The organism is Micromonospora andamanensis (assembly GCF_016863495.1).
Taxonomy (GTDB): domain Bacteria; phylum Actinomycetota; class Actinomycetes; order Mycobacteriales; family Micromonosporaceae; genus Micromonospora; species Micromonospora andamanensis.
Genome location: NZ_BOOZ01000004.1, coordinates 296,026 through 308,107, shown reverse-complemented (window position 1 = coordinate 308,107; position 12,082 = coordinate 296,026). Strand labels below are relative to the sequence as shown.

The 12,082-nt window shown below is 71.3% G+C and carries 14 protein-coding genes; 8 read left to right on the top strand and 6 right to left on the bottom strand.

The genetic code is table 11. The features are described from left to right. Positions 1 to 62: 62 nt before the first annotated feature. The 3 genes from Van01_RS06250 to Van01_RS06240 are packed head-to-tail and all read left to right on the top strand — an operon-like array spanning position 63 to position 4,407. Positions 63 to 2,741 carry an FtsX-like permease family protein gene (locus Van01_RS06250; protein WP_204001685.1) on the top strand — a complete coding sequence of 893 codons (2,679 nt, stop codon included), beginning with the start codon at positions 63 to 65 and terminating at the stop codon, positions 2,739 to 2,741. After that, entirely contained in the window at positions 2,741 to 3,709 is a 969-nt protein-coding gene (locus Van01_RS06245) for an ABC transporter ATP-binding protein (RefSeq protein ID WP_204001683.1), read from the top strand. Before Van01_RS06250 ends, Van01_RS06245 begins: the two co-directional genes overlap by 1 nt. After that, complete coding sequence (locus Van01_RS06240) at positions 3,706 to 4,407, top strand: ABC transporter ATP-binding protein (RefSeq protein WP_204001681.1); 702 nt, start codon at positions 3,706 to 3,708, stop codon at positions 4,405 to 4,407. The genes Van01_RS06245 and Van01_RS06240 overlap by 4 nt, the downstream gene beginning before the upstream one ends. 4 nt (positions 4,408 to 4,411) lie before the next feature. On the opposite strand, the gene Van01_RS06235 is transcribed toward Van01_RS06240, so the two are convergent. Both Van01_RS06235 and Van01_RS06230 read right to left on the bottom strand, forming a co-directional pair. Further along, the gene (locus Van01_RS06235; RefSeq protein ID WP_204001678.1) at positions 4,412 to 4,870 is read right to left on the bottom strand and encodes an Rv0361 family membrane protein; all 459 of its coding nucleotides are present in this window, start codon (positions 4,868 to 4,870) and stop codon (positions 4,412 to 4,414) included. Positions 4,871 to 4,964: 94 nt separating this feature from the next. Continuing rightward, a complete protein-coding gene (locus tag Van01_RS06230; protein WP_099845817.1) occupies positions 4,965 to 5,390 on the bottom strand; it encodes an Hsp20/alpha crystallin family protein in 426 nt (141 codons plus the stop codon). Positions 5,391 to 5,552: 162 nt separating this feature from the next. Here Van01_RS06230 and Van01_RS06225 point away from each other — a divergent pair, with 162 nt between their 5' ends. The 3 genes from Van01_RS06225 (at position 5,553) to Van01_RS06215 (ending at position 7,467) form a co-directional block, all read left to right on the top strand. Next, positions 5,553 to 6,245, top strand: coding sequence for a hypothetical protein (locus Van01_RS06225; protein WP_204001675.1), 693 nt, complete (start codon positions 5,553 to 5,555; stop codon positions 6,243 to 6,245). Positions 6,246 to 6,250: 5 nt separating this feature from the next. Continuing rightward, positions 6,251 to 6,598: a transcriptional regulator gene (locus tag Van01_RS06220; RefSeq protein ID WP_204001672.1), complete on the top strand. Its 348-nt coding sequence runs from the start codon at positions 6,251 to 6,253 to the stop codon at positions 6,596 to 6,598. An 86-nt stretch (positions 6,599 to 6,684) separates the two neighbouring features. After that, positions 6,685 to 7,467, top strand: coding sequence for an FkbM family methyltransferase (locus Van01_RS06215; protein WP_204001669.1), 783 nt, complete (start codon positions 6,685 to 6,687; stop codon positions 7,465 to 7,467). 16 nt (positions 7,468 to 7,483) lie between these two features. Here the strand turns inward: Van01_RS06215 and Van01_RS06210 are convergent, their stop codons facing one another. Then, positions 7,484 to 8,482: a tyrosine-type recombinase/integrase gene (locus tag Van01_RS06210; RefSeq protein WP_204001666.1), complete on the bottom strand. Its 999-nt coding sequence runs from the start codon at positions 8,480 to 8,482 to the stop codon at positions 7,484 to 7,486. A gap of 112 nt (positions 8,483 to 8,594) precedes the next feature. On the opposite strand from Van01_RS06210, the gene Van01_RS06205 reads away from it, so the two are divergent. Continuing rightward, on the top strand, positions 8,595 to 9,062 hold the full coding sequence (locus tag Van01_RS06205) for an HNH endonuclease (RefSeq protein ID WP_204001652.1): 468 nt from the start codon (positions 8,595 to 8,597) through the stop codon (positions 9,060 to 9,062). A 63-nt stretch (positions 9,063 to 9,125) separates the two neighbouring features. Here Van01_RS06205 and Van01_RS06200 read toward each other — a convergent pair whose 3' ends face one another. Both Van01_RS06200 and Van01_RS06195 read right to left on the bottom strand, forming a co-directional pair. After that, on the bottom strand, positions 9,126 to 9,686 hold the full coding sequence (locus Van01_RS06200; RefSeq protein WP_239098890.1) for a DUF1062 domain-containing protein: 561 nt from the start codon (positions 9,684 to 9,686) through the stop codon (positions 9,126 to 9,128). Between the two features lie 303 nt (positions 9,687 to 9,989). Continuing rightward, a complete protein-coding gene (locus Van01_RS06195; RefSeq protein ID WP_204001646.1) occupies positions 9,990 to 10,727 on the bottom strand; it encodes a VOC family protein in 738 nt (245 codons plus the stop codon). 533 nt (positions 10,728 to 11,260) lie between these two features. Between Van01_RS06195 and Van01_RS06190 the strand changes: the two genes are divergently transcribed. After that, positions 11,261 to 11,464, top strand: a complete 204-nt coding sequence (locus Van01_RS06190; RefSeq protein WP_204001643.1) for a cold-shock protein — start codon at positions 11,261 to 11,263, stop codon at positions 11,462 to 11,464. A 110-nt stretch (positions 11,465 to 11,574) separates the two neighbouring features. Here Van01_RS06190 and Van01_RS06185 read toward each other — a convergent pair whose 3' ends face one another. Continuing rightward, complete coding sequence (locus tag Van01_RS06185) at positions 11,575 to 12,030, bottom strand: DnaJ family domain-containing protein (protein ID WP_204002052.1); 456 nt, start codon at positions 12,028 to 12,030, stop codon at positions 11,575 to 11,577. Positions 12,031 to 12,082: the final 52 nt, after the last annotated feature.

Genomic DNA, 12,082 nt, shown 5'->3' with positions numbered 1-12,082 from the left:
GCCCAGTGAGCGCGAGGAGTGAGCTGGCGAGCCCCGCAGTCGCGAGTCGAAAGGTCGGCCCCGTGAGCGTGAGGCGGATCAGAGCGTACGGCGGGCAGGTGGGCCTGCTGGCGGTGCTCGGGTTGGTCGCGGCGCTGCTGCTGACCGCCGCACCCCGGTTGACAGGCGAGTACGCCGATCGGGGGTTGCGCGCGGACGTGGCCCGGCTGCCGCACCTGGTTCGGGACGTCTCGCTCGCCGTGGAGCGGCCCGCGCCGGCCGCGGCCGGGCAGGCCGACCTGGAGCGCTACGCCGCCGCGCTGCCGTCACCGCTGCCCAACCTGGTGAACAGCCGGTGGTACGCGGCGTCGTTGGACGAGGAGCAACTGCTCGCCTCCGGCGACGCCCCGCCGATGGACGGCGGCGCCCGGAAGATGTTCGGCCTGCGCGCGCAGACGGGTGTCCCGGAGGCGGCCGAGCTGACCGCCGGGCGGTGGCCGCGTACCCGCCCGGGTGGTCCAGCGGAGGTGGTCGTGTCCGGGGCGGTGGCCGAGACGCTGTCGTTGCGTGCCGGCCAGCAGTTGCGGTTCGCCGGTCGGGACGGTCAGGCATCCGCGCGGATCGTCGGGGTGTTCGAGCCGCGCGACGCCGGTGACCCGGTCTGGGACGACCTGGGGAACGCGCTGGAGCCGGTGATCCCGGTGCTCGACGGTGAGCCGTACATTGTGGCCGGGGTGACCGACTGGGTAGGTGTGGACGTCGTCTCCGCCGGCAGTGGCGTACCCGCGGTCAGTGGGTGGCGCTACCGCCTCGACGAGCGGCGGTTGAACGCGGCGACGCTGGAGTCGGTGACCGCGGCGGTGGCCGAGGCCCGCCGCATGTCGTGGACCTCGGGTGCGACCGTGCAGACGTCAATGGACAGCGCGCTGTCACGGTTCGCCGGGCAGTTGCACGCCGTGCAGGCGTTGCTCGCCGTCGTGCAGGCGGGTCTGGTCGCCAGCCTGCTCGGGCTGATCCTGCTGGCCGCCCGGTTGGCGGTGCTGCGGCGACGCGACGAGTTCGCGTTGCTGCGGGCCCGGGGCGCGGCGCTTTCCGCCATCGGGCTGCGTACCCTGGCCGAGTCCGCGCCCGTGCAGCCGCTCGCCGTGTTTGTCGGTTGGCTTGTCGGCACCCGGGTGCCGGGGCGTGACGGGGCGTTTCCGTGGCTGGTGGTGGCGCTGGCGGTGCTCACCACAGCGGTTGTTCCGGCGCTGGCGATGCACTCGCAGCGGCGGGTTGCGGTGGTCACCGGACGCGCCGATGTCGCCTGGCGGCGTCCGTCGGCGCGGCGGCTGACCGTCGAGGCGGGCGTGCTGGTGCTGGCCGGGCTCGGTGTGGTGCTGCTGCGCCGACGTGGTCTCGACCCGGGTGCCGGTGTCGACGCGTACCTCAGTTCGGTGCCGGTGCTCGTCGCGGTCGCCGCCGCGCTGGTGGCGGTGCGGCTGTTGCCATGGCCGCTGCGGGCGGCCGGTCGCCTGGCCGCGAGGGCCCGGGGTGCAGTGCTGTTCCTCGGTGTCGCCCGCGCCGGACGGGGTGCGCCGGTGGCGTTGGGTCCGCTGGCGGTGCTGATCGTCGCGGTCAGCACCGGGGTCTTCGGCGGCGTGGTCACCACCACCGTCGCGGCGGCCCGGGACCGGGCGGCCACGTTGACGGTGCCGGCGGACGCCTGGCTGACCGGTTACACCTTCTCCCCCGACGCTCAGGACGCGTTGTCCGGGGTGTCCGGGGTGACGGCGGTCGCCCGGGCGTGGGTGGACTCGAATCGTCGGCTGGTGCCGGACGCCGACACCCCGTCGCGGCAGCTCGGCACGGCCCGGGTGCTGGTGGTGGACGGACCGGCGTTCGCGGAGGTGGTGGCGCGCAGCGGCGTCGACGTGGATGTGCCGGCCGCGCTGCGGGCTGCCGCCCGGGGCGACGGACCGGTGCCGGCGGTGGTGTCGCCGCCGGTGGCCGGCGATGTCGGTGACCGGGCTGCCGTCGACGTACAGGGCAGGTTGTACGACTTCCGGGTCGCCGGGGTGGCCGACGTGTTCCCGGGCGTGGGGTTGGGCACCGAGCGGTTCGTGGTGCTGCCATGGCAGGCGTTGCCCGAGTACGAGTACACGCCGATCATTCCGAACCGGTACCTGGTCGCCGGTGACGACATCGATCAGGCGCAGCTGTTGGGAGTGGCCGACGACGCGCAACGGCGACGGCAGTCGGCGGTGCTCGGGGTGGAGGTGACGCGGACGCAGGTGCCGGCGGCCCTGGAGACCTGGCGGGCGTACCGCGAGGACCTGGACCGGACCGGGGCCAACGACGTCCTGACCTTGGCGTTCACCGCCGGCGCGGCCGGGGGTACCGCGCTGGCGGTGTTCGCCGTCGGGTTCGCGGTGGTCGCCGACGCGGCCGGGCGGGGGCGGATGGTGTCCCGGCTGCGCACGCTGGGCCTGTCCGCCGGCCGTGGCCGGCGGCTGCTGGTGTACGAGCTGGTGCCGTTGGTCCTGGTCGCGGCGTTGACCGGGGCGGCGGTGGGTGCGGCCCTGCCCCGGATCCTGGGACCGACGCTCGGCCTGTCGGAGTTCGTGCCCGGCGTGCCGGTCCGCGATCACCTGGATTCGTTGGTGCTGGCCTCGGTGTTGGGGCTGGTGGTCCTGGGCCTGGTGACCGGGCTGGCGGTGGAGAACCTGATGAGCCGACGGATGCGCCTCGGTGAGGCGCTGCGTCTGGGAGAGGAGAAATGATGACTGTGGTGTCGGATGTGCCGGACCTGGCGACGTTGCAACGGCGGGCTGCGGAACGAGCCGCCGCCCGGGCCGGTGGCGCCGACCGACTGCGCGGTCACATCGTCTGCGACGGGCTGGTACGCATCTTCACCAGCGAGGGGGTGGAGGTCGTCGCGTTGCAGGGCCTCGACCTGGTGGTGGACCGTGGTGAGCTGCTGGCCATCGTGGGCGCGTCAGGTTCCGGGAAGTCGACGGTGCTGAACATCCTGTCCGGGCTGGACACCCCGACCGCGGGCATCGCCCGGGTGGCCGGCTACGACCTGCTGACCATGTCGGCCGCGAAGCGGTTGGCGTACCGGCGGCACACTGTCGGGTTCGTGTGGCAGCAGACCGGGCGCAACCTGTTGCCGTACCTGACGGCCCGGGAGAACGTGGAGCTGCCGATGCGGCTGTCGCGCCGGGGTGGTCGGGCCGCTCGGCGGCGGGCGGCGGAGTTGCTGGAGATGGTCGGTGTCGGCTACTGCGCGGACCGTCGGCCGGGGCAGATGAGCGGCGGCGAGCAGCAGCGCTGCGCCGTCGCCGTGGCGGTGGCCAACGACCCGGAGGTGCTCTTCGCCGACGAGCCGACAGGTGAGCTGGACGAGGTGACGGCCGGGGACGTCTTCGCCGCGCTGCGCACCATCAACGCCGAGCTGGGGGTGACCGTGGTGGTGGTGACCCATGACCTGCAGGTCGCCTCGCAGGTGCGCCGTACCGTGTCTATCCGCGACGGCCGCACGGCCTCGGAGGTGCACCGCATCGCGCGGCTCGGCGCCGACGGCGTCGAGGAGTTGGTCACCGAGGAGTACGCGGTGCTGGACCGGGCCGGGCGGATGCAGTTTCCGGCGGGCTTCGTCGACGCGTTGGCGCTGCGGGACCGGGTGAGGCTGACCCTGGAGACGGACCACGTCCAGGTCCGCTCCGGCGACGAGAGGAGTGCGCGGTGAGCGAGCAGGATCTGATCCGGGTCGACGGGCTCAGCCGCGACTACGGCGGCGGCGACCGGGTGGTCCACGCGGTGCGGGACGTCTCATTGCGTGCTGGTCGCGGTGAGCTGGTCGCGGTGCGGGGCCGTTCCGGGGCGGGCAAGACCACCCTGCTGAACCTCATAGGTGGCCTGGACCGGCCCACCTCGGGGCGGGTGTGGGTGGCCGGTCAGGAGGTCACCGCGGCCGGCGAGAAGGATCTGCTGCGGCTGCGCCGGGACACCATCGGGTTCGTGTTCCAGTCCTTCGGGCTGATTCCGATCCTGTCGGCGGCGGAGAACGTGGGGGTGCCGATGCGGCTTGCGAAGGTGCCGGCCGCGGACCGTGAGCAGCGGGTGTCGGTGCTGCTGGAGATGGTCGGGTTGGGTGGGCACGCCGCGCAGCGGCCGTACGAGATGTCCGGTGGGCAGCAGCAGCGGGTGGCGATTGCCCGGGCGTTGGCGAACGACCCCGCGTTGCTGATCGCCGACGAGCCGACCGGCCAGTTGGACTCGGAGACCGGTCGGGCGGTGATGGACCTGCTGCGGGCCCTGGTGCATGCCCGGGGGATGACGGCGCTTGTCGCCACGCACGACCCGACGTTGGTGGAGCTGGCCGACCGGGTGCTGGTGCTGCGGGACGGTCGGCTGGTCGAGGCGGCGGAGCCGGTCGGGGTGTGACAGGTCAGTACGGGTCGCCGCAGACCCGCCAGCCGCCGTCCTCCCGTACCACCGCCAGGTCCCGCTGTTCGGTGCCGCCGGTGTCGCGGGTCAGCAGCACGGTGACCTTGCCGTGCGGCCGGCCACCGCGGGTGGCCACGGACACGTCCACGATCTCGTAGTCGCGCACCACCGGCGGGGTGCGTACCCAGCTGGTGAAGCCGAGTTCGCTCCATCGGGTCCGCGCGTCGGCGCAGAGCCGCTCGTACGCGCTGCCGGTGTCACCCGCGGTGACCTCGCGCAGGAACCCCTCGGCGGTTTCCCGGACCGGGGTGGCGGCCTGGGTGACAAGTTGCAGGTTCCAGGCGCCCAGCCCGGCGACCCCGACGCAGCACAGCGCGATCCCCGCTGCGGCGACGGCGAGGCCGGTCCGCATCGGATGGCGTCGTCGGGCCGGTCTGCTCCACGGCTGCGCAGCCCCCACAACCCTCGACGGTAGAGAATCGGCAGCCGTGGCGGGCGGAAAGTGGGTGTGGCCGGGCGGGACCGCACCGCGTCCCGTCCGGCCACACCGGTGGTCAGGCCTTGATCTCCTTGCGGCCGTTGCCTGTCGCGCTGATGGTGACCCGGCGGGGCTTGGCCCGCTCGGCCACCGGGATCCGCAGCGTCAACACACCGTTGTCGTAGCCGGCCTCAAGCTTGTCGGTGTCGAGGGTGTCGCCGAGGAAGAGCTGGCGGCTGAAGACGCCCATCGGGCGCTCGGCGGCGACCAGTTCGACGTTGTCGCCGGCGGGGCGGCGACGTTCGGCGCGCACGGTCAGCACGTTGCGCTGCACCGTGCAGTCGATGCTCTCCGGGTCGACGCCGGGCAGGTCGAAGGCGGCGTAGAAGTGGTCACCATCGCGGTAGGCGTCCATGTGCATGACGGCGGGACGGCTGGTGCTGCCGAAGAACTGCTCGGCGAGCCTGTCGATCTCACGGAACGGGTCGGTGCGCATCAACATCGGGGTACCTCCTCGGTTCTCCTGGCCGAAGGTCCTTAGTTGAGTCCGTACGACTCAACTTCCGCTTCCTTATTTAGCGCGCCAGCAGGCGCGTCGTCAAGTCGGCCGGCGACACCCAGATGAGCACTAGCGCCAATTGGTTTGTTATGGAAACCTATTGGCATGACCACTGCTTCGGTGTCCGCCGACGGGGATCCCCGCCGGCTGCTGTCCGACGTACGCGCCCTCACCCGGCAGGTACGTCTCGACCAGCGGGTGACCTGGCTCGCCCTGCTGGTGCTGGCCACTGTGACGCTCGTCGGGATCCCGTTCGACTGGTACGGCATGTCGGTGCGCTGCCTGCCCGACGGCAGCTGTGAGTTCTCCCGCCGAGGCGTGCTGTACTACTGGCCCGCCGCGCTGCTGTTGGCGTACACGACGATCGCCGTCTGCTACGTGCGAGCCGCCCGGGCCCGAGGGCTGGGGTCCAGGGTGCTGCCGTACGCGATCACCGGTGCCGTGACGACAGTCGTGTTCACCGCCGCGTGGGTGGCCGCGGCCCTCTACTTCCCGAGCCATCCGCTGCCGCAGCAGCCATTGCCGTACTGGTGGCTGCTGCTGGACCGGCTGCTCACCCCGTGGAGCATGATCGGCATTGCGCTGCTGGTGCTGGCGCGGTTGGAGCGCAACCTCGCGCTCGGGCTGTTCACCGTCGGCTACCTGGCGACGGTGCTGCTCGTCCTGCCGATGAACGACGGCTGGGGACCACCCCACTGGGGCATCCGGGCAGGACTGGCGGTGCCGCAACTCGTCACCGGCGTCGTGCTGCTGCTGGGCGCGGTCGGCTTCGCGGCAGCGCGCCGCCGGCACCGGTGACGGCCATGACCGGCGCTCCGGACCCGAGTGACACGCACCCGGCCACCGGGCTGGACGACGTGGTGCACCAGCGAGTCCGGCTCGGCATCCTCGCCATCACCCACGAGGCGCGGCGGGTCGAGTTCGGCTACCTCCGTACCCAGCTCGACCTGACCGCCGGCAATCTCTCCAAGCACCTGAGCGTGCTCGCAGAGGCAGGCCTGATCGACATGGAGAAGGGCTACGAGGGCCGGCGCGGACGTACCTGGATCACCCTGACCGCCGCCGGTGACACCGCCCTCACCGAGGAGGTGCAACGACTCAAACTGCTCATCGCGCGAGTCGAGACCACCGGCACCCCGCAGCATCGGTGACCTCGACGGGGCTACCGGTCACACGGGGTGAACGGCAGCCCCGCGGACCGCCACGGCGCGCACGCCGGGCGAGTTAAGGTGCTGCGATGGGTACCCATTCCGCCGCGGTCGAGGCGCTCAAGACCGACCCGCGCACCGCCTCGCTGCGCCGCTCGCTTGAGGTCTACTACGGCAACCCCGACCGGGACGCGGCGATGGACGCCTTCTACGCCCGCTTCGTCCGCCCCGGCGACCTGGTCTTCGACATCGGGTCACACGTGGGCGACCACATCGGCAGCTTCCGCCGGCTCGGCGCCCGGGTCATCGCCGTCGAACCGCAACCCCTGTGCCTGCGGGCGTTGCGGACCATCTACGCCGACGACGACCAGGTCACGCTGATCGAGGCCGCCTGCGGTGCCCAACCCGGCCGGATCGGCTTCCTGGTCAACTCGGCCAACCCCACAGTCTCCACCGCCTCCACCGACTTCGTCGCTGCCGCCGCCGGCGCGGGCGGCTGGGAGGACCAGGTCTGGGACGGTCAGATCGAGGTACCGGTGACCACCGTCGACACGCTCATCGCCGAGCACGGCACGCCGGCCTTCGTCAAGATCGACGTGGAGGGCTTCGAGGACGCAGTGCTCGCCGGACTGAGCCACCCACTGCCCGCGCTGTCGTTCGAGTTCACCACGATCGGACGGGCTGTCGCGTTGCGCTGCCTGGACCGGCTCGCCGCGCTCGGATTCGGCGGATTCGACGTGGCCCTCGGCGACGACAAGTCGTTGGCCCTGGGGCGCTGGGTCGACGCCGAGGAGATGGCCGCGTACCTGCTCGCGCTGCCGCACGAGGCCAACTCCGGCGACGTGTACTGCGTCCGCACCACGGACGGCTGACCGGGGGCCGACCCGGTCAGCCGCGGCGACGGGCCCGGGCCGCCCAGATGGCGTACGCGGGATCACGGTCCAGGTTGTGCCGGTCCCGGTCGTAGCGGCGGGTGGTGCGCGGGTCGGCGTGACCCATCGCGTCCTGCACGTCCTCCAACGGCACCCCTTCGGATCGCGCGGTGGTGGCGAAGGCGTGGCGCAGCGAGTGCGGGGACAGCCGGGCCCACGCGGGGATCCCGGCACTGCGGGCAAGCCGCCGGACCAGCCGGAACACCGAATGCCTGTCGAGTCGGGCACCGCTGGCGGTGACCAGCAGCGGACCGGTCAGCTCCGCCACGTCCACCCGCTGCGCGGCGGCCCGCTCGGTCAGGTAGGCGTCCACTGCGTACGCCGTGCCCGGGGTCAGGGCCCGGCGGCGGACCTTTCCGCCCTTGCCGACGAAGCGCACGCTGCGGTGCCCCCGCTCGGCGCCCAGGTCGTCCAGGTTCAGCGAGACCAGCTCCCCCACCCGCAGCCCCAGGTCAGCGAGCAGGGCGATGGCGGCGCGGTTGCGGGCGGCGGTCGGCCCGTTCTCGGCCTCGGCGGCCGCGAGCAGCGCGTCCACCTCGTCGGGGGTCAGACCGACGGTGACCGAGTGGTCCCGATCGACGCGCGGACGGTCGGCTCCGGAGACCGGGTTGGCCTCGACCGCCCGCAGCTTGACCAGGAAGTCGTACCAGCTCGACAGCGCGGACAGCTTCCGGGCCACTGTCGCCGGGGTCAGCGGGCGGCCGGTCCGGGCGGCCAGGCTGCTCTCCAGTTCCCGCCCGTACTGGTTGACATGCAGGAAGTTCGCGCGCAGCGGGTCCAGTTCACGGGTGGCGCACCAGGCCAGCCAGCCGGCGACGTCGCGGCGGTACGCGTCGCGGGTGTGCTCACTGAGCCGCCGGTTACGCAACCACGCGTCGGTGACGGCCATCGGCCCGTCGGGTAGGGCCGGGTAGGCCGACGGGCGGTACTGCACCGGATCGTTCTGCGGACGCATGTGAAAAATGCTCTCAGTCCCGCTGTGGGTTGACGATCAGGCGCGCCGACATTTCATGATCGCCCACCGGTGCGAGGGCCTCGACGTCGCACCCCGCCCCTACGCTGACCCGGTGCTGTCACAGGTCAACGGGCTGTCCCGACATTTCACCGAGGACACACTGCGGGCATATCTGCTCGCCCGCTCGGCACGAGCCGACAACGGATGCCTCATCGTGCGCGGCTACGGCAGCCAGCGCGGCGTGCACCAGAAGCTCGCGGGGCGGGCGTGGGCACACATCGCGGCGTACGTGGTCTTCGTCGGCGGTTACGACCCCACCCTCGAAGTCCACCACGACTGTGGCGCGCCGGACTGCATCGAGCCGACCCATCTGCGCCAGCTCAGCCACGCGGACAACTGCCGGGAACGGACCCAACGTCCACGCTGCCGCAACGGGCACGAGCGGGAGGTCGAGCCGGCAACGGGCCGGCTGCGACGGGTCTGCCGGACCTGCAACCGGCTGGCACAGAAACGCTGGCGGGAGCGCCAGGCGGCGGAGGTGGCCAAAGCCCGCGCGACGTACGGCCGAGCGTCCTCCTGACCTTCCCCGCCGTGCGTCGCGTGGCCGGGGCGTACCGATCGGCCCACCCCGGCCACGTTCCGGTCAGCGGTTCCGGCCGTCGTCCGGATCCGCCGGCAGGACCGTGAAGGTGAACGCCACGCTTGTCGGACGGCGCAGCGAGATGCCGCACTTGATCCGACGCATGACCTCGTTTCTGCTGAGGCCGAGCCCGTGCGCGATGAGCTTCGCCGGGCGTACCGGAACCGGGTCGTCGAAGGCGACGTCCACCTGGACGGGCCACGCGACGTCCAGCACTGCCGGCGGGGCCACCAGCCGCCAAGCCCCGGTCCAGTCGAGGGTGACCCGGTTACGCCTGGCGAACTGCGGATCGAGCAGCGTGGAAGCCACCAGTTCCGCGTCGTTGACCCGGTAACCGGTCAACTCGACCGGATCGAACGAGCTGACCGCAGTCCGCTCATACACGGTCAGTTTGCTGGTCCGATCGCAGGACACGCAGCGGACCAGCAGCCACACGTCCAGCAGCTTGTGGTTGGCGTTGACGCGGAACCTGCCGGGGCCGGTGGTGGCCGACTCCGACCGGCAGTCCACACACCGCAGCGACAGCAGCGGCAGCCTGGTCCGACGGACGAACCAGGGCAGCACGATATGAGGTTGGGAAGACACGATTGCTCCGAAGACCTGACACGAGGCCGATTGCGCGCGGCCTCAAGCGCTGTACGACCGGGCGCGCGAGGGCAGCCCGGCGAGGCCGACGGGGACGTCGGCTACCAGAGCGGAAAAGATGTCAGGTTCAGAGAGCAGGCGGGGTCACGCGGATTGTGTCCTCTGTCTTCACTGCGACGGGTCGTCGGCAACCTACGGCAACGCCCAGGCGAGGCTCAACCGGTTTCCGTCCGGATCAGCTGTCCGCGAGCCGGCTGCGGCTCGGCCGCCGGATGCTCGGCGTCAGCCTGGGCTGAGGACGCAGAAATCGTTGCCCTCGGGGTCGGTTAGGCACCGCCACGACACGTCGCCCTGACCGACGTCGACGACTCTGGCGCCGAGCGCCTCCAGTCGCGCCACCTCCGCCGCCTGATCATCACCGGGGTACGGCTTCAGGTCGAGGTGGACCCGGCTCCACCACCTCCTCGGCCCCGGCTTGCGCAGGAACTCCAGGTACGGTCCGACGTCCTGGGCCGACCGTAACCGCGCATGGTCATCGGTCACCTCGTGCACCGTCCAGTCGGTTGCCTCACCCCAGAATCGGGCCATGGCGCGCGGATCCGCGCAGTCGACCACCACGGCGGCGATCGGCCCGGTGTCCCGGTAGATCTCCCGAGGCTCCAGCACGCAGAACACGTTGCCCTCCGGGTCGGCGAGCACCGTCCACGGGACGTCGCCCTGACCGATGTCCGCAGGCGTCGCGCCGAGGTCCACCAGGCGGCTCACCATCTCCGCCTGGTGGGCCGCAGAGGTGGTGGCGAGGTCGAGGTGCGCGCGGTACCGCACCGTCTCCGGATCCGGGACGACGACGACGTCGATGCAGACGGCTGTCGGGTCCGGCCAGGCGAAGCCCACCGGTTCGACGTTGACCACGCCGGGCTCCTCGATGGAGACACCCCAGCCGAGCGCGTCCGCCCAGAACCGGCCGAGGGCTGATTCGTCCCGCGCCTTGACGTTCACCTGGACAAGCCGCAGCGACATGCCGCCCACCCTATGCCCGAGTGAGGTGGGCGAGCGCGACGTCCGGTCAGTCCATCACTTACACCAGCGTAAGTCCTTACGCACATTAACTGTCATTATGATGTGCGTACGTTATGTCCGATTGCTTGGCACTAGTTACTGGATTGCCATAACCGGTAATCCGATAATTCGCGAGCGTGAGTGCCTGTCGTCGGCGGCCAGCCGATCCGCCAATCGGGTGCCCGTCTTCGACGTCGTCGCGGCGGTCCGCGAGCTGGTCACCAACGCGGTGCGCCACGCGGTGGCCTCGGCCGGCTCGAACCGCCTGTTGTACCCCAAACATCTGCGGACGTGGGAGCTGCTACGGGTCACCTGTGCTAAGGTCCGTCCTGTTGCAGTTTTGATTTCCGTAGACGTTGCCGGCGCCTGATGGGTTATCTGAAACCTGTCCAGGCGCTTTTTCGTTTGTCGTGTCGGTTCGCGGCGCGGGCGATCAACGCGGCGGCGTACGAGTCCGCACACCGCGGTCTCCACCAGCCTGCGAAGGAGCAGACATGGCTACAGGTACCGTGAAGTGGTTCAACGCCGACAAGGGCTTCGGCTTCATCGCCCAGGACGGCGGCGGCGCCGATGTTTTCGCCCACTTCTCCGCGATCTCGGCGAGCGGCTTCCGCAGCCTCGACGAGAACCAGCGGGTGGAGTTCGACATCACCCAGGGCCAGAAGGGCCCGCAGGCGGAGAACATCCGCCCGCTCTGATCCCATTCTGCGAACGGCGGCCCGACTGGTTCAGCGGGCCGCCGTTCGGCATTTCCAGACACCTCACCGGCGAGCCGGCACCCCGTCCGCTGATGGCTCACGCCGGCCCGTCACGCGCCGCGGCGGCGGAACCAGGAGCGCCGTCGCGGCACCGACGGTGCGGCGGCCGGTGCGGGCGGGGCCGTGTTCCGCCGCTCCGCGCGCCACCGCGCAACCACCGCGTCGGCGTCGGCCGGACGCACCGCGACCCGTGGGCCGGACGGGTTCCGCAGCCAGGCCAGCACCTCGGCGTTGAGTTCGGCCACGACCGCCCGCACAGCCTCCTCGCTGGGCAGGTCACGGACCTCGTCGGAGAGTTTCTCGATGCGGCGACGCAGCAACAGCGGAGTGGGCAGCAACAGGTCGGTGGGTACCTGTTCGCGTTCCAGAAAACTCTTGATCCACCAGGACTCGTCGTACGGCAGGCCACGGCCGGCGATCGGCTTGCCCGCACCCGGCAGGTTGTCGAACTCGCCGCGTTCCTGAGCCGACCTGATCTGCGCCTCGACCGATGCCTCCCACCGCATCTCCAACCTCGCCACCTCCCCGGGAACAACCGTAACGTGACCACCGTCTCCC